Here is a 15,618-nt window from a genome sequence, read left to right as displayed (position 1 = left end):
GTATCCCGTGGCGTCTGGTAGTACTATCTCCATGAAGGTTGGCAAACGTTTGATGTCTAGCGACCGGACCCGTATCGCGCTCGTCGGCCTTGACAGCTCACGGCCGACGCGGCTGCTCGAGTTCCTCACCGGACCGACGGCACCCGACCGTTCCCGCGTCAGGTATGTCGTCGGGCTGGAGGGAGACGACCCCGAACCCCTGGCGGAGCGATTCGCGGTCGAGGCTACTGGCATGAAGGTCTCCGACATCATCGGTTCCGTCGACGCCGCGCTGCTGTGCACGCGCGACGGCAGGGCCCACGCCGACCAGGCGCTTCCACTGCTGGAAGCGGGCATCTCGGTGTGGGTCGACAAGCCACTGGCGACGTGCGAGGACGACGCGCGTTCGTTGGTGCGAGCAGCCGCCACCAGAGGTCTTGTCCTCGCGTGCCGATCGGGATTGCGCGACGCCGACGCCGTATCGGCAGCCGGGCAGTCGCTGCGGCGAACCGCCGGTACCGCGGCCTTCACGATCGCGGGACCGGCCGACCCGGGTAGCCCACACGGGGGGCTGGCCCACTACGGCATTCACCACGTCGAGCTGTGCTGCGAAGTGACCCGACGCGCGGGTCGAGGTGCCCCCCGGGCAGTCACGGGCATCGCCGTGGATGACGGCCGCGTTCGCGCGACGGTACAGGGTGACCGGCTGACGGCGGAGCTGGTGTTCGACGCGCCAGGCCGCTGTCAGGGCTTCGCGATCATGACAGACGGCGGATCCTGGCCGGTGGAGGCCCCGCCCCGCTACCTTGAGCAGCAGGTGCTGCGCTTCGTATCGGACGTCCAGCAAGACAGAGGAACACCCGATCCTGAGGCCCTCGTTACTCCGGTCCGTCTGCTCGAACAGCTCCTCGAGCACCAGTGAGCCGCTCCGTCCGCGGCGGCCACTCATCGAAGGGCCTCGACGACCGCGGCCACGGAGGCCCGCGAGACTACGCCGAAGGCGTCGACCGCTGGCACGCTGACAGCCGGACCGCCGACTCGTAATTCCGCGGCGGGGACCGCCGAGTTAACCACCGCGACGACGGGACGTCCCTCGGCTCGCAGCGAGTGGACCGTGCAAGCGAACGCCGCTGAATCGCGGCCTCCTTCGGCGGGCAACGGGCAGGTCACCGCAACGATCGTCGCGTCAGGATGCTTCCGTGCGACCGAGGACAACGACCCGGTGTCCACCGGGGCAGGCTCGTACAGCACCTGTTTCCCGCGCGACGACAGCCTTTCAGCGACGAGCCGCGCGAGCGAACTATCGCCGACGACGACAGCGGGGCCCGGCAGGTGCGGCCGCGACCACGTGCTCACCGTGCGCGCCAGCCCCTCCTGTCGCCACGGCTCTCCCGCGTCGAGTTCGGCGCAGCGCTCAAGATCGATGCCGTGCCCCCTGTGCAGGCCGAGCCGCGCTCTGGCCCGCAACAGTCGTTCGACGGACCGGTCGAGCTCCTCGTGATCCAGCACGCCCGCCCACAGCGCCTCCTCCAGGGCATCCAGAACCGCCGGAATCTCATCGGCAGAGCACTTGACGTTCGCGACGTCGGCACCCGCGGCGAGCGCGGCGACCGCGGCGTCGGCGGTTCCCACCGAACGCGCGATGGCACCCATGCGTAGCGAATCCGTCACGATGACACCCTCATAGGCCAACTCGCCGCGCAACCAGGTGCGGTTCACCACCGGCGACAGGCTGGCCGGACCGTCCACGCCAAGGCCAGGCAACGCAACATGCGCCACCATGACCGACGCCACACCCGCCGCCACCGCCTCCTCGAAGGGTGGCATGTGCACGCGCTCATGTGCCTCGGGTCGTCGTGGCAACGTGGCCAGCGCGGCGTGGGTATCCGTTGGACTGTCTCCGTGGCCGGGAAAGTGCTTCGCGGTGGCCAGCAGCCCACCGTCCTGGTATCCGCGTACCTGTGCCGCACCCAGGACGCCTGTACGCCGTGGGTCAACACCGAAGGCTCGCACGCCGAGAATCGGGTCGTCCCGCTCTGTCAACACGTCGATGCACGGGCTGAAAGTCCAGTGGAACCCGACCAGCCGGGCCTCACGTCCAGCGTCCTCGGCCAGGCGCCGAGCCAGGTCGGCGTCATCGCTGTGCCCGATCCCGCGCGGATAGGGAAAGTGCGTGCCGCCATCGCCGAGGGTATAGCCGATACCCGACTCGAGGTTCGCCGCCACGAGAGTCGGCGGAAGTGCTCTCTCCGCGCCGGTCTCGGCCACCTCGACGTGGTATCGAGCGGCGCCGGACACGCTGACACCGGTCAGGCCGTGCAGCACACCGAGACCGGCCGCGAGGGCCGCCCGCGTCGCCTGATCGGGGCGCCCGTCGTTGGTGATACCCGGTAGGGCGACCAGTCGCTGGGCGAGCTTCTGCCTTGGCGTGAGTGCCCCGAGCTGCCGATCGACCCACCCGCGAGAAGCGCTCTCAGCCAGCTTTCCATTCAATCCTTGACTCTCCGACGATCGCATCATTATAGTTTATCAAACGTTTGCACACAGCTGCAAACGATTGAATACCAACGAGTAAACGCCCGAGGAAATGCCGTCAAGGAGGAACCATGGCCCGCAGGAAAGCCATTGGCGGACTACTCGCCGCGGCGAGCGCTCTCGTGCTCACCGGTTGTGGACTCACCGGTGGAAGTCCGCCGTCCGGTGAAGATGTTGACACCTCGGGCGAGGTAGGGGGCACCATCACCTTTCAAACCCTGCAGCTGTCTCCCGTGTTCGACGACTACATCAACGGTGTCATCACCGAGTTCGAGCGGAGGCACCCGGGGACCACGGTCGAGTGGACCGACATTCCCAGCGACTCCGCGGCGCGCAAGACCAACGCGGATGCCGCGGCGAACTCCTTGCCTGATGTGCTTGATCTCGATACCGGCACCCTGGCTCCGCTGGCACGCAAGGGATTGGTCGTCGACATGGACAGGGCCGCGGCCGACGTCAAGACCGACTTCGTCGACACCGCGTGGGATTCGTTGAGCTTCGGCGGCACGTCGGCCGCGCTCCCGTGGTACCTCAATACTCCGGTGTTGATGAAGAACGAGGACATTCTCGCTGAGGCGGGACTCGCCGAGGAGCCGGATCCGGCCAGCTACGTGGAGCTCGTCGACGTGTCGGCCAAGGTCGCCAGGGAAACGGGCAAGGCAGGCTTCCAACCAACCGAGATCGGATTCCCCAACTACCTGCTGAGTCTCGGCGTACCGCTCGTCAACGACGACGACACTCGAGCGGTGGTCAACACTCCCGCGGCGGTGGCGTTCGTCAAGTCTCTCGCGGAACTCCAGGAATCGGGCGGCATCCCGGCCGACACCGTCTCCGCCCAGCAGCGAAGCGAGATCGAGACCTTCCAGGAGGGCGGCACCGCCTATCTGGAGACCGGCGGCTCGCGTTTGAAGATCATCGAGGAGAACGCTCCGGCCATCTACCAGCAGATTGGCCTCGGTAGACCGCTCGGCGTCACCGGTAAGGGCACCTGGCTGGTGACCCACGGCGTCGCGGTGCCGAAGGCGTCGAAGAACCCCGCGACGGCCGTCGCGTTCGCCAAGTTCCTCACCTCCTCGGCGAACCAGCTGGCGCTCGCCAAGCGATCGAGCGTGTTCCCCAGCACCACCGCCTCGCTCGACGACCCGTTCTTCCAGGCGAAGCCTGCCGATCTGGTGACCGAGGCGCGCTCGATCGCGGCCGCCAGTCTGATGGAGGGAAACACGATCGCGAAGTCTGCCTCGGTTGACTCCGAGTTCACGGCCGCGCTCTGGTCCGGCGTTCAGCCCGCGATCCTGGGAGAGGTGGACCCGGAACGAGCCCTCGCCAACGCCGAGATGAAACTGACCGCGATCCTCGAGGCACGGTGAGGACATTGCTCCGGCGATCGCCACCCAGGCCGCGCTCCGACGCCGCGCTGAAGCGCCACAAATGGTACGTGCCCCTGGTATTCGTGGGCCCGGTCCTGATCCTTCAGGGGACGTTTCTTTTCACCCCGCTGGTCAACACCTTCGTGCTCGCGTTCACCGACGCGAGCACCGTCGGTGGCGGTACCTTCGTCGGGTTGCGGAACTTCACGGATCTCGCCGGCGACAACGAGTTCTGGGCGGCGGTGGGGCGGACTTTCATCTACATGGCGTTCACTGTGCCGGTGATCGTGGCTCTCTCCACATCCCTCGCGCTTCTGGTCAACACCTCGCTACGTGGTTCGTCGGTGGTCCGTCTGTTGCTGTTCTCCCCGATGGTGATGCCGCTGGCCACGATCGCCGTGATGTTCCAGTTCGTCCTTGAATCCGACGGTCTGATCAACCAGGTCCTTGCCGGACTGCACTTGATCACGGAGCCGATTCCTTTCCTGAGCAGCTCGGACCTCGCCCTGCTGAGCCTCATGCTCGTCACGATTTGGAAGGGCTGCGCGCTGTCCACCCTCATCACTCTCGCCGCGCTGCAGAACGTGTCGACAGAGCTTGACGAGGCCGCTTCGCTCGATGGCGCGGGCTGGTTGCGGCGCACCTGGAACGTCACGCTGCCACAGATCCGCGGTACGACGATCCTGGTCGCCGTCCTTGTCTCGATCGCGGTCCTCCGTGTGTTCGCCGAGCCCTACATCATAACCGGCGGTGGTCCAGGCACGTCGACCGAGACCATTGTGCTGTACCTGTTCCAGAAAGGTGTCTCGCCCGGCACACAGGCCGGGTACGCGTCGGCGATCAGCCTCGTACTGTTCGTCTTCGTGCTCGCCATCGCGGCCGTGAGTTGGATGCTGACCAAGAGGAGGCGGGCGTGAGCGGTACCCCGACCAGGGAAGCCAGGAACACCGAGCAGGCGAAGCCGGAGCAGCGGCGGAGCCCGCACCGAATAGATACGGGGCAGAGCTGTTCCCGTGGCGAGGCGATCCTCAGATGGACACTCATGACCATCGCCGCGGCTGTCGTGCTGGGACCGCTCCTGTGGCAGTTGAGCACCGCCCTCAAGGGTGCGGGCGAGAGCACGAGCGGGTTTCTGGGCAGCCTGGTGCCCAGCGACCCGACCCTGCGCAACTTCGTGACGGCGTTCACGGAAATACCGCTGGGGCAGTACCTATTGAACTCCACCGCGATCGCCGCGACCGGTGTCGCGGTGAACCTGGTGATCGCCACCATAACGGGATACGCGCTGGCCCGGATTCCCTTCCGTGGCCGGGCTGTCTACATGGCCGTTCTGCTCGCGACGGCTACCTTGCCGTTCGAGGTCATCCTGGTGTCCACCCTCTTGGTCACGCGCAATCTCGGCCTCCAGGACACCCTCCTGGGCGTCGTTCTCCCGCAGGGGGTGGCGATAACCGCCATCTTCGTGATGCGGCAGGCTTTCCGGGGCATTCCCACCGAGCTCGAGGAAGCCGCGACGGTCGACGGAGCTGGACCTTTCCGGATGTTCCTGCGAGTCATGCTCCCCAACGTCAAGGGTTCACTCGCGGTCGTCACGGTGCTGGGCTTCCTCGACTCCTGGGACCAGTTTCTCTGGCCGCTTGTGATCCTCAGCGATCCGGACAAGTATCCGGTCAGCGTGGGCGTCCAGTACCTCTCCGGGGCCTTCTCCGCGGATCAGCGGGTCATCTCGGCGGCGGCGCTCGTGGTGATCTTGCCCCCCTTGCTGGTCTACATGTTCACCCAGCGTCACGTCTTCTCGGGACTGGCGGGAGGTGCGCTCAAAGGATGACCACGCAACGACCCGCGACGGTGCTTGTCGGTACCGGCGGTTACGGGCTGCGGCACCTACGGAGTCTGCTCGAGCTGCATCGCCACCGCGCGGTGGAGCTTGTCGGGCTGGTTGACATCGCGGTCAACGACACCGCGAAACAGCTAGTATCCTCCTATGTCTGCTCACCCACCTGGCACTCACATCTCGGCGACGCCCTGTCGGCGGCACCGGTGGACTCGGTGGTGATCGCCACACCGCCGCACGAGCATTTCGACCTCGCCAGCAGGGCCATTCTGGCGGGCGCCGCGGTCTACCTCGAGAAACCCCCGGTGACGCTCCTGCAGGACCTCGATGCCCTCGCCGACCTTCCGGCGCGCAGGCGCGTGGAGGTGGGGTTCCAGGAATCGAGGGCGACCGTCGAGGCACTCGAGCGGGCGTGGGTCGCGACCGGCCGTGAGGAGATCAAGCGTATCGTCGCTCACGGAGCACTGTCCCGTCCCGATGCCTACTACCGCCGCGGCAGGTGGGCGGGCGAATGGTTCCTGGACGGGCGCGCGGTCCTCGACGGTCCGCTGTTCAACCCATTGGCGCACGTCGTCCAGGCCGCCCTGCTCTTCGCGGGCCGGAGCGAGCGGAACTGGTTCCCGGTGATGGTGGAGGCCGAGTGCTTCCGCGCCCGTCGTCTGCGCGGCGACGACACCTCGGCGATTCGCATCACGGCTCGGCGAGGTCCTCAAGTACTGGCCGTCGGCACCACCGCAACGGACGTCGTCGTACCTCCGGGCGTCACGGTGCACACCGGTTCCGGCGCTATTCACGTCGCCAACGGAGGGCGGCGAACCGTCGCGTTCCGGCATGGCATCCGGGTTCCGGTGACGCCCGTCGCGTCCACGCCGGGTGCGCTGGACGCCACCGTCACCGACCCGGACGGCGAGGCCGACCCGATGCTGTCGCTGGAGTCGACGCGGCACTTCGTTCTCACCACGAACGCGGCCGTTCAAGCGGCAGGAACCCCTGTCGAAGCGCCGGTCGCGGCTCGATTTTCCACCCGGAACGGGCAGCCGGTTACCGAGGTCGCCGGCCTTGGACGACTGGTGGCAGCCTGCGTCCGTCGCGGCACTCTGCTCTCCGAGGCCGATCCGGCGTGGGGAGGTGCTACCCGGCGCGTGGGAACCACCGGGTACCGGGGGTTGGCTCACCCGGAGCTAGCCACGGCCCCGTCTGCCTTGAGCGCCCGAACCGGGCATGGTGGTGTGTCATGAACCGGCGCCCCAGCAGAACCAAGCTCGCCGACGTGGCCGCCGAGGCCGGCGTGTCGATCTCCACGGTGTCCCGCGTCTTCTCCAATCCAGAACGTCTGTCGCCCGAAACGGTACGGAACGTCCGTGAGGTTGCCATGCGGCTGCGTTTCACGCCGAATCCCATGGCCCGCGCTCTGATCATGGGGGACGCTCCCTACCTAGGCGTGGTGGTTCCCGACATCAGCAACCCCTACATGACAACGCTGCTGAAGGCGGCTCAGTCCAGTTCCCGCCGGCGTGGCATCGGCGTCTTTGTCGCGGACACCGATGACGCCACCGAGGTCGAGCGCAGCATGTGCGAGCAGTTCGCACGTCAGACCCGAGGGATCCTGCTGTGCGCGCCGCGCATGAGCGTCTCCCATATTCGGGAGATCGCGGAGATGGTTCCCGTAGTGCTGGTCAACCGCCCGGTCGACGGACTCACCTGTGTCTACACGGACTCGACCAGCTCGATCGGGGAGCTGGTCGACCGGCTGTGCGATCTCGGCCACGAGAAGATCGCTTACCTACCGGGCCCGACCAGCTCATGGGCCAACAAGGTCCGCACGCGAACCGTCGCCGACCGTGTGCGTAAGCGCGGCGCGAGCGTCGTCAAACTCGGCGCGACCTCGGCGCGGCACGAGGACGGGGTGAAGGCCGCACGCGAAGTGTCCGAGCAGGGCGCGTCCGCGGTCGTCGCTTTCGATGACGTGCTCGCCGCCGGGCTCATCGAGGGCTTCCGGCAGCTCAACCTTTCCGTGCCACACGACGTGAGCGTCGTCGGGCACGACAACGTCCTGGCCGGACTGGTCCAGCCGGGACTGACGACGATCGAGGGCCGCAGCGCGCGGGTAGCGCAGCTGGCCGTCGATCGGCTGCTCGCCGAGTCCGATCCGGATGCCGGTACCGAACCTGAGCACCTGGGTGTCGGTACCGAGGTCGTCTGGCGCGCCAGCGTTGCCGAGCCCCGGCGCGAGTAACCCGGCCCTGATGTCGTGCCCGACAGCCCACCCTAAGATGCAAACGTTTGAACGGAAGGACCGGCATGAGGCAAGCGCCCCATCCCCCACCGCCCTCGGACGAGACCGAGCTGGACGAGCTCTTGTCGACGCCCCTCGATGGCGTCGGCTCTGACATCGCCAGCCTCGGCGGCGACATAGTGCTGCTCGGAGCAGGAGGCAAGATCGGCCCCACCATGGCGGCCATGGCCCGCCGAGCACTCGATTCTTTCGACTCGACGGCCGAGGTCCACGCGGTGTCCAGGTGGTCGGAACCGGCTGTGCGCGAGTACCTCGAGTGCCAGGGTGTGCGTACCCATGTCGCCGATATCGGCGACCCATCGGTCCTGCGCTCGCTTCCCGATGCCGCGGGACTCTACGTCCTCGCCGGGATGAAGTTCGGCACCACTGGCGCCGAGCCACGGATGTGGTGGACCAACGCCGCGGTGCCTGCGATGGTGGCCGAGCGCTACCGCGATGTCCCGACCGTCGTGTACTCAAGTGGCAACGTCTACCCGTTCACACCGGTCAGCCACGGAGGGTGCACCGAGCGGGACACTCCAGACCCGCGCGGCGAGTACGCGCAGTCGTGTCTGGCTCGCGAGCGGGTGTTCGCAGGGGCATCCGGGCGCTGGGGCACACCCACGGTCATGTTCCGCCTCAATTACGCGTGCGAGCTGCGCTACGGCGTCCTCGCCGATATCGCTGCCCGTATCGCTGAGGACCGCCCGGTCGATGTCACCATGCCCGCGGTCAACATCGTCTGGCAGCGGGATGTCAGTGCCTGGGCCCTCCGCAGCGTGACGCTCGCCGACTCTGATGCGCCGGTCCTCAACGCCACCGGCCCGGAGACACTCCCGGTGCGGCGGATCGCCCTGCTGCTCGCCGAGGCCATGGGCCGCGAGGTCGAGTTCACCGGCACCGAGGCTCCTGACGCGTTGCTCAACGACTCCGGCGACTGCTTCGCGCGGTTCGGCTATCCCACCCTCGCCGCACGAACCCTCATCGCGTGGACCGGTCAATGGACCGCCCGCGGCGGACGGCGTCTGGGAAAGGCGACGAAATTCGAGCAACGGCAGGGGCGCTACTGATGGCAGCGTCGGTCAAGGAACGCCTCCTCGCCGGTGTCGCCATCCCAGCCCACCCGCTCGCGCTGACAGCGAATGGGGCGTTCGACGCGACGGCCCAGCGAGCCCTCACCCGGTACTACCTTGCCGCCGGAGCCGACGGTCTTGCGGTGGGCGTCCACACCACGCAGTTCGCCCTCCACGACGACCCTGGTCTGTTCGCCGAGGTCCTCGCGCTGGCCGGGCGCACGGCCGCCGAGGCGAGTAACCAACCTTTGCTGATCGCGGGCGTCATCGGCGACACCGGCCAGGCCGTCCGCGAAGCCAGGCAGGCTGCCGACGCCGGCTACCACGCGGTCCTACTGTGTCCATACGGCATGGAGGACTCCGGACCACACGCTCAGCTGGAACGTGCCCGGGCCGTGGGCGAGGTCCTGCCCACCATCGGCTTCGCCTTGCAGGAAGTCATCGGTGGCGCGCCACTACCGCGGTCGTACTGGAATCGGTTGTTCGGTCTCGAGTCGGTCGTCGCCGTCAAGGCAGCTCCCTTCAACCGGTACCAGACCAACGACATCGTTCGCGCGCTCGCCGAGCACGACAGGTGGGACAAGGTCGCTGTGCTTACCGGCAACGACGACGCGATCATCGCCGACCTGGTCACGCCGTACACCACGATGGTCGGCGGTCAGGAGCGGATCGTTCGCGTTCGCGGCGGCCTGCTGGGCCAGTGGTCGGTCGGTACCCTGGCCGCGGTCGAGCTGCGCAGGCGGGCGGCCGAGGCGTGCCAGTGCGGCTCGGTCGGCACGGAGCTGCTGTCCGCGGGCGCCGACCTCGTGGAGATCAACGCGGCGGTTTTCGACGTCGCTAACCTGTTCGCGGGCTGCGTCGCGGGCGTGAATGAGGTGCTCCGGCAGCAGGGGCTGCTCGCCTCGTCCGTCTGCCTGTCGGCGACCGAAGGTCTCTCCGGCGGTCAGGCGGAGCTGATCGCCGGCGCAAGGGCGCGTTTTCCAGACCTCCTAGATGAGGCCTTCATCGAGGAGCGCCGCGATGACTGGCTACGTTGAGCCCACCCGGCCCGCGCCGCGCATCGTGCATCTCGGCCTCGGTGCGTTCCATCGGGCTCATCAGGTGTGGTTCACCCAGCGCGGCGACCCGTCGTGGCGTATCGCCGCGTTTCCGGGACGTTCGGCCCGCCTGGCGCGGGTCCTCGGGGCACAGGACTGTCGCTACACGCTCGTCGAGCGGGGGCCGGACGGCGATGCGTTTCATCCGATGACCGCGCTCGTGGCCGCCTACGGTGCTGACCGGCAGACTGAGCTCGATCAGCTCGTGGCCAGCCCCGCCGTCAAGGTGGTCACGCTGACGATCACCGAAGCGGGGTATCTACTCGGCCCGGACAGCGGTATCGGGTCAGCCAACCCGATGCTGCAGCAGGAGATAATGGCGTTGCGCAACGGCGACCACCCTCGCACGGCACCGGGTCGCCTGCTCAAAGCGCTCGCGGCACGGCGCGAAGCCGGAGGTGGCCCGCTCGCCATCGTCTCTTGTGACAACGTCCGAGCCAACGGCGCCCGCATGGGAGCCGTACTGCGCGAACTCGCGTGCGCGGTCGACTGGGACCTGACGGCATGGCTGGCGGATAACGCATCCTTCGTCGACACGGTCGCGGACCGGATCACGCCGGCTACCACAGAGGACGACATCCGGCTGGTGGCCGCGGCGACCGGGCACCATGACCGTGCCCCGGTCGTTACCGAGCCCTTCGCCGAGTGGGTTCTCGCGGGTGAGTTCCCCAGTGGCCGTCCTGAGTGGGAACGGGCGGGCGCGGTTGTCGTCGACGACATCCGTCCTTTCGAACGGCGCAAGCTGCGGTTGCTCAACGGCGCCCATCTCCTGCTGGCGCTCGCGGGGCAGAAGCGTGGTCACCACACCGTCGCCGGTGCCATGTCCGACCCGGTCCTCGTCCGCTTCGTCGAGGACTATTGGAGCACGGCGGCCAAAGGGCTACCCGAGGCCGGTCCCTACCAGCATCGGTTGCGCGCCAGGTTCACCAACACCCGAATCCGGCACTCGCTCACCCAGATCGCCACGGACGCCGAGACCAAGCTGCGCGAGCGTATCGTCCCGCTCGTTACCGAGCTCCGAGCGGGCGGCGGCGACCCGCACCCCGCTCTGCGCGTCGTCGCGGCCTGGCTCTCCGCCAGCGAGATCGCGGCGGACAGCCCGCGGGCCTGCGCCGCGCTCGACCGGCTCGCGCCCGGGTGGGGCACGAACCGACCGTTGCGGCGGGCGCTCCAACGGGCGGTCACAGATCTTGTCCAGCTCGGTGACCATCGGTCACCGAGCAAGTCAACCGAAGGAGGAATCCGATGAGTATCGTCCCTCGCCGCACGACGCGACCCGCCCTGGCACTTGGTACCGCCGTCGCGCTCGTCGCGGGCCTGCTCGGAGCCGCGGCGCCTGCCGCCGCACACGGTGAGCACTCCAGCTACGACGCCGCGGTGCTCGCCGACGGTCCCGTCGCCTATTGGCGCATGAACCGTACGGGTACCAGATGCGAACACGACGCCAGCGGCAACGGGCTATCCGGTACGTACGCCGGGCGGCGGACCACGGCCCGGCTACCCAATGGGGAGCGTGCGGTGGACTTCGACGGCGCGACGGGGTATCTCGAGGTCGGCGACGACGACGCGCTCAGCCCGGCCACCACCGGCCAGTTCACGCTCGAAGCGTGGTTCCGGCCCGACACATTGGAGTTTCCCAACGACCAGAGTTCGGGATACGTCCACTGGATGGGGAAGGGCGAGCCGAACCAGCACGAGTACGCCAGCCGGATGTACTCAAAGACCAACACCGAGAATCGTCCGAACCGTGTCTCCGGCTACTCCTTCAACCTCGACGGCGGGCTTGGTGCCGGCTCCTACTTCCAGGACCCGATAGCCGTCGGCGATTGGATCCACTATGTACTCGTCATCAACGTGGATGCCACCAGTGCTGAGTACCCCTACGGATACACCAAGATCTACCGTGACGGCGTCCTGCGCGACCAGGATCAGATGGAGATCCGTGGCAATGTCATCACACCCGAGAACGGCTCGGCACCCTTCCGCGTCGGCACGAGGGACTTCGGATCGTGGTTCGACGGCGCGATCGGCAAGGTCGCGGTGTACGACCACGAGCTGACAGCGGATCGAATCGCCGCGCACACCGAGGCCATGAACAGCTCGAGCGAGCCCGGCCCGAGGCCCTGGCCTTGGCGGCCGGGTCACGGTCCCTGCTCCCGCCGCTGAGTCAGGAGGTCACCTCATGACGGCCACACACCCCCCGAAGCGGGCCGAGACCGAGCAATCCGATATCGCGTCCACGCGGATCGACTCGGCCGAGGTTCTCGTCACCTCGCCCGGCCGCAACTTCGTCACCCTGCGCCTGCGGACTCGCGATGGAGTCATCGGATTGGGCGATGCGACCGTCAACGGACGCGAGCTGGCAGTCGCCTCCTATCTACGCGATTACGTGGCACCGCTGCTTGTCGGTCGCGATGCACACGCCGTGGAGGACACGTGGCAGTACCTCTACCGAGGTGCCTACTGGCGGCGCGGTCCGATCACCATGGCAGCCATCGCAGCTGTCGACACCGCGTTGTGGGACATCAAAGCCAAGATGGCTGGCATGCCCTTGTACCAGCTGCTCGGGGGGCGGAGCCGCCGGGGATGCCTCGCCTACGGGCACGCCAGCGGCAACGACCTCGACGAACTCCTCGATTCGGTCCGGGCGCACCTCGACGAGGGCTACCGCGCGATCCGGATCCAAACGGGCGTTCCCGGGCTCGAATCGGTATACGGGGTCGCATCCAGCTCGAACGCGCACGTGGGACGGCACGGGACGACGTCCCGTTACGACCACGAGCCCGCCCGCCGGTCGAGCGCGCCCGTGGAAGAATCATGGGACACGCGCGCGTACCTGCGGCACGCTCCCAAGGTATTTGACGCCGTCCGGGCCGAGTTCGGACCGGAACTTCCACTGCTGCATGACGCACACCACCGGCTGACACCCATCCAGGCTGCCCGGCTGGGTAAGGAACTTGAGCCCTATGATCTGTTCTGGCTCGAGGACGTGACTCCGGCGGAGAACACGAGTGTGCTGCGGCGAGTTCGGGAGCACACCACCACGCCGCTGGCCATCGGCGAGGTGTTCAATACCATCTGGGACTACCGCGAGCTGTTCGAGGAGCAACTGATCGACTACGTTCGCTCGCCGGTGACTCACGCGGGCGGGATCACGGCATTGCGACGGATCCTCGACTATGCCGCGATTTATCAGATCAAGTCCGGGGTCCACGGTCCGACGGACGTCTCACCCGTCGGTCTGGCCGCCGCACTGCACCTCGGCATCGCGATCCCGAACTTCGGCATTCAAGAGTACATGAAGCATTCCACGGAAACCGTGGAGGTTTTTCAGCCGACCTATTCCTTCGTGGACGGTTTGCTCGATCCCGGCGCAGAGCCGGGTCTGGGTATCAGCTACGACGACGACGTGGCGGCTGCCCACCCGTACTCGCGGGCCTACCTGCCCGTGAACCGGCTCCAACTGGACGGGTCAATGCACGACTGGTGATCACAACGGGCCGAGGACCTGTATTTCTTCTGCCGCGGCCGGTAGGAGGAGCTACGCGACATCGCACGGCTCTCAAGGCCAGCCTTGTGCTGCTTGCGTGTTCACCACCAGACTCAAGATAGACGAGTCCGACTATTCGGCGCCTGGTGCAGGCGATGGGGAGCGTTATGACACAGGATGAAGCCGCCCAACCGTCCAGATCGTTGTCCTCGCCGGAACCCGCGCTAACGGCGTCCGGGTTCGTCACTGGTCATTTCCCCTCGCGTAAGGCGAGCGTCGTGGCACTCGGTGCGTTGATCGGGTTTCTGCTGACCGTGGTGTGGTCGGCGGAGTTCGTCGACAGCGTGATCGGGGACAACGTAGCCAATGCCATGCTTGGCCACGACGCCAAGGCCACCCCGATCACCGGCGCGCTCGCGGGCGTGACCTTCGCGTTTGTTTCCGGGCTGGCTGGCACGTTCACCGCGTGCAACATCGCAGCCTTCGGGGCCGTCGCACCGCTGCTCGGGGAGAAGTCGTCCCGGCGGCGTCGGGTCCGACAGGCGCTGCGTCCGATCATGTGGCTCTCGGTCGGCATGCTCGTGGTGTCCTCGGCGTATGGGGCCATTATTGGTCTGGTCGGGACGCGCATGCCGCAGTTCGACACGACCAGCGAACCCGGTGTCATGTCCGGCAGGCTCATCCAGGCGATGGTGGTGTTCGGTGTACTCGGGCTCGTGATGCTGTGGGTCGGGCTCGCCGCGGTCGGTGTTCTTCCTGACCCACTCGGACCGGCAGCGCGCCGATGGCCGAACACCCCGATGATCTTCATGGGCGCGGTGATCGGCGCGTTCCTAGTCGGACGGCCGTTCCCGCTGTTCCGGCAGATGTTCCGCGACGCCGCCGAGAGCGGCGATCCGCTCTATGGAGCCGTGGCGTTCAGTCTCCAGTCCATCGGCAACATCTTCGTGCTCGCTGTGCTGTTCGTCGGCGTGACCTTCTTCTTCGGCGCCCGCATCCAGCGCTGGCTGTCCGCCGAGCCAACCCGGACCGCGAAAATCATCACCGTCTCCATGGTCACCGCGGGCGTGTTCCTGGTTCTGTACTGGAACGTCCGGATCCTCACCTACTTCGATGTGATTCCGTGGTACCCGCTCGCCCCCTGGGTCTGACCGGCTGTACCCAATCAACTTTCGGGAGCTGTTGGCAGCGTTGCTGGCCCCGGCGGTGGACGTCCTTGTCAAGTGGAAGGTGCCGCGCGGCGTGGCCATCGCCCAGGTGATGGTGGGCGCGCTGGTACTGCTTGGCGGGCTGCTCACGTTCGTCGTTATCGCGTTCGTCAACGGCCTACCCGGGTTGGTCGACCAGCTGCTCCAGAGCCTTGCGGACATCAATGCCTGGCTGACGACCGGCCCGCTGCAACTGACCGAGCGACAACTCGACGAGTACTTCGCCCAGTTCAGCACGATGCTGCGGGAGAACCAGGCAGCAATCACCACCGGGGTGTTGACCACGGCCGCCACGGTTGGGGAAACGCTGATCCAGCTACTGCTGGTGATCTTCACGCTGGTGTTCCTGCTGCGCGACGGGTCGATGATCTGCCCTGGGATGGCAGCTATGTCACCGTTGTCAACCCGTCGTCCGAGGGGGCCGCGCCGCTCGGGATCATCTGGTTTGACGGTGTCCACGAGGTTACCTTGGGCGGGCTGAACGACGAAGCCATCGAAGGACACCCGCTGTGGCGTAAGGGCCTCGCCCCGTACACCGCGCACGAGGTGATCAATTCCGCGTGGATCGCCGAGTCGGAACGCCGCAATTCTGTGCATCCTTATCACCGCGGTGGATGGCACGAACGTATGAAGCACTACTTGCTCTGCTTTCACGACGAGACGCTGGAATGCCTGGCGTCCGGACTGCGCACCGAACGCTTCCTCGGCAGCTATCACGACGCCCTCCGCGCTGTGGTGGAGCGGTTTCCGACGATGTAGG

The 15,618-nt window shown here is 67.0% G+C and carries 15 protein-coding genes; 14 read left to right on the top strand and 1 reads right to left on the bottom strand.

The window, feature by feature from the left end:
• Nucleotides 1-52 precede the first annotated feature (52 nt).
• Entirely contained in the window at nt 53-901 is an 849-nt protein-coding gene (locus tag ACFQGD_RS25915) for a Gfo/Idh/MocA family oxidoreductase (protein WP_345402316.1), read from the top strand.
• A 23-nt stretch (nt 902-924) separates the two neighbouring features.
• Here the strand turns inward: ACFQGD_RS25915 and ACFQGD_RS25910 are convergent, their stop codons facing one another.
• Entirely contained in the window at nt 925-2,496 is a 1,572-nt protein-coding gene (locus ACFQGD_RS25910; protein WP_345402319.1) for a glycoside hydrolase family 3 protein, read from the bottom strand.
• An 89-nt stretch (nt 2,497-2,585) separates the two neighbouring features.
• Here ACFQGD_RS25910 and ACFQGD_RS25905 point away from each other — a divergent pair, with 89 nt between their 5' ends.
• The 13 genes from ACFQGD_RS25905 to ACFQGD_RS25845 all read left to right on the top strand — a co-directional run bounded on the left by ACFQGD_RS25905 (nt 2,586) and on the right by ACFQGD_RS25845 (nt 15,617).
• Nucleotides 2,586-3,881: an ABC transporter substrate-binding protein gene (locus tag ACFQGD_RS25905; protein WP_345402322.1), complete on the top strand. Its 1,296-nt coding sequence runs from the start codon at nt 2,586-2,588 to the stop codon at nt 3,879-3,881.
• 68 nt (nt 3,882-3,949) lie between these two features.
• Nucleotides 3,950-4,798 carry a carbohydrate ABC transporter permease gene (locus ACFQGD_RS25900; RefSeq protein WP_345402325.1) on the top strand — a complete coding sequence of 283 codons (849 nt, stop codon included), beginning with the start codon at nt 3,950-3,952 and terminating at the stop codon, nt 4,796-4,798.
• Nucleotides 4,795-5,709, top strand: coding sequence for a carbohydrate ABC transporter permease (locus ACFQGD_RS25895; RefSeq protein ID WP_345402328.1), 915 nt, complete (start codon nt 4,795-4,797; stop codon nt 5,707-5,709). The genes ACFQGD_RS25900 and ACFQGD_RS25895 overlap by 4 nt, the downstream gene beginning before the upstream one ends.
• A complete protein-coding gene (locus tag ACFQGD_RS25890) occupies nt 5,706-6,953 on the top strand; it encodes a Gfo/Idh/MocA family protein (RefSeq protein ID WP_345402331.1) in 1,248 nt (415 codons plus the stop codon). The genes ACFQGD_RS25895 and ACFQGD_RS25890 overlap by 4 nt, the downstream gene beginning before the upstream one ends.
• Nucleotides 6,950-7,951 carry a LacI family DNA-binding transcriptional regulator gene (locus ACFQGD_RS25885; protein WP_345402334.1) on the top strand — a complete coding sequence of 334 codons (1,002 nt, stop codon included), beginning with the start codon at nt 6,950-6,952 and terminating at the stop codon, nt 7,949-7,951. The genes ACFQGD_RS25890 and ACFQGD_RS25885 overlap by 4 nt, the downstream gene beginning before the upstream one ends.
• Before the next feature lie 65 nt (nt 7,952-8,016).
• On the top strand, nt 8,017-9,060 hold the full coding sequence (locus tag ACFQGD_RS25880; protein WP_345402337.1) for an NAD-dependent epimerase/dehydratase family protein: 1,044 nt from the start codon (nt 8,017-8,019) through the stop codon (nt 9,058-9,060).
• Nucleotides 9,060-10,100 carry a dihydrodipicolinate synthase family protein gene (locus tag ACFQGD_RS25875; RefSeq protein ID WP_345402340.1) on the top strand — a complete coding sequence of 347 codons (1,041 nt, stop codon included), beginning with the start codon at nt 9,060-9,062 and terminating at the stop codon, nt 10,098-10,100. The genes ACFQGD_RS25880 and ACFQGD_RS25875 overlap by 1 nt, the downstream gene beginning before the upstream one ends.
• Entirely contained in the window at nt 10,084-11,409 is a 1,326-nt protein-coding gene (locus ACFQGD_RS25870) for a mannitol dehydrogenase family protein (RefSeq protein ID WP_345402343.1), read from the top strand. Before ACFQGD_RS25875 ends, ACFQGD_RS25870 begins: the two co-directional genes overlap by 17 nt.
• A complete protein-coding gene (locus ACFQGD_RS25865) occupies nt 11,406-12,326 on the top strand; it encodes a LamG domain-containing protein (protein ID WP_345402346.1) in 921 nt (306 codons plus the stop codon). The genes ACFQGD_RS25870 and ACFQGD_RS25865 overlap by 4 nt, the downstream gene beginning before the upstream one ends.
• A gap of 16 nt (nt 12,327-12,342) precedes the next feature.
• Nucleotides 12,343-13,650, top strand: a complete 1,308-nt coding sequence (gene manD, locus ACFQGD_RS25860) for a D-mannonate dehydratase ManD (RefSeq protein WP_345402349.1) — start codon at nt 12,343-12,345, stop codon at nt 13,648-13,650.
• A gap of 167 nt (nt 13,651-13,817) precedes the next feature.
• The gene (locus ACFQGD_RS25855; protein ID WP_345402352.1) at nt 13,818-14,801 is read left to right on the top strand and encodes a hypothetical protein; all 984 of its coding nucleotides are present in this window, start codon (nt 13,818-13,820) and stop codon (nt 14,799-14,801) included.
• Between the two features lie 31 nt (nt 14,802-14,832).
• Nucleotides 14,833-15,339, top strand: coding sequence for an AI-2E family transporter (locus tag ACFQGD_RS25850; protein ID WP_345402355.1), 507 nt, complete (start codon nt 14,833-14,835; stop codon nt 15,337-15,339).
• Entirely contained in the window at nt 15,327-15,617 is a 291-nt protein-coding gene (locus ACFQGD_RS25845) for a hypothetical protein (protein ID WP_345402358.1), read from the top strand. Before ACFQGD_RS25850 ends, ACFQGD_RS25845 begins: the two co-directional genes overlap by 13 nt.
• Nucleotide 15,618 lies beyond the last annotated feature (1 nt).

Origin of the sequence: Haloechinothrix salitolerans (genome assembly GCF_042662605.1) — a bacterium.
Lineage (GTDB): Bacteria > Actinomycetota > Actinomycetes > Mycobacteriales > Pseudonocardiaceae > Haloechinothrix_A > Haloechinothrix_A salitolerans.
This window is presented reverse-complemented; position numbering and strand designations above follow the sequence as displayed.

Excerpts from the sequence above, each read along its gene's own strand:
- ACFQGD_RS25915 (WP_345402316.1), top strand. The coding sequence starts at position 53 with ATGTCTAGCGACCGGACCCGTATCGCGCTCGTCGGCCTTGACAGCTCA.
- ACFQGD_RS25910 (WP_345402319.1), bottom strand. The coding sequence starts at position 2,496 with ATGCGATCGTCGGAGAGTCAAGGATTGAATGGAAAGCTGGCTGAGAGC.
- ACFQGD_RS25905 (WP_345402322.1), top strand. The coding sequence starts at position 2,586 with ATGGCCCGCAGGAAAGCCATTGGCGGACTACTCGCCGCGGCGAGCGCT.
- ACFQGD_RS25890 (WP_345402331.1), top strand. The coding sequence starts at position 5,706 with ATGACCACGCAACGACCCGCGACGGTGCTTGTCGGTACCGGCGGTTAC.
- ACFQGD_RS25885 (WP_345402334.1), top strand. The coding sequence starts at position 6,950 with ATGAACCGGCGCCCCAGCAGAACCAAGCTCGCCGACGTGGCCGCCGAG.
- ACFQGD_RS25880 (WP_345402337.1), top strand. The coding sequence starts at position 8,017 with ATGAGGCAAGCGCCCCATCCCCCACCGCCCTCGGACGAGACCGAGCTG.
- ACFQGD_RS25875 (WP_345402340.1), top strand. The coding sequence starts at position 9,060 with ATGGCAGCGTCGGTCAAGGAACGCCTCCTCGCCGGTGTCGCCATCCCA.
- ACFQGD_RS25870 (WP_345402343.1), top strand. The coding sequence starts at position 10,084 with ATGACTGGCTACGTTGAGCCCACCCGGCCCGCGCCGCGCATCGTGCAT.
- ACFQGD_RS25865 (WP_345402346.1), top strand. The coding sequence starts at position 11,406 with ATGAGTATCGTCCCTCGCCGCACGACGCGACCCGCCCTGGCACTTGGT.
- manD (WP_345402349.1), top strand. The coding sequence starts at position 12,343 with ATGACGGCCACACACCCCCCGAAGCGGGCCGAGACCGAGCAATCCGAT.
- ACFQGD_RS25855 (WP_345402352.1), top strand. The coding sequence starts at position 13,818 with ATGACACAGGATGAAGCCGCCCAACCGTCCAGATCGTTGTCCTCGCCG.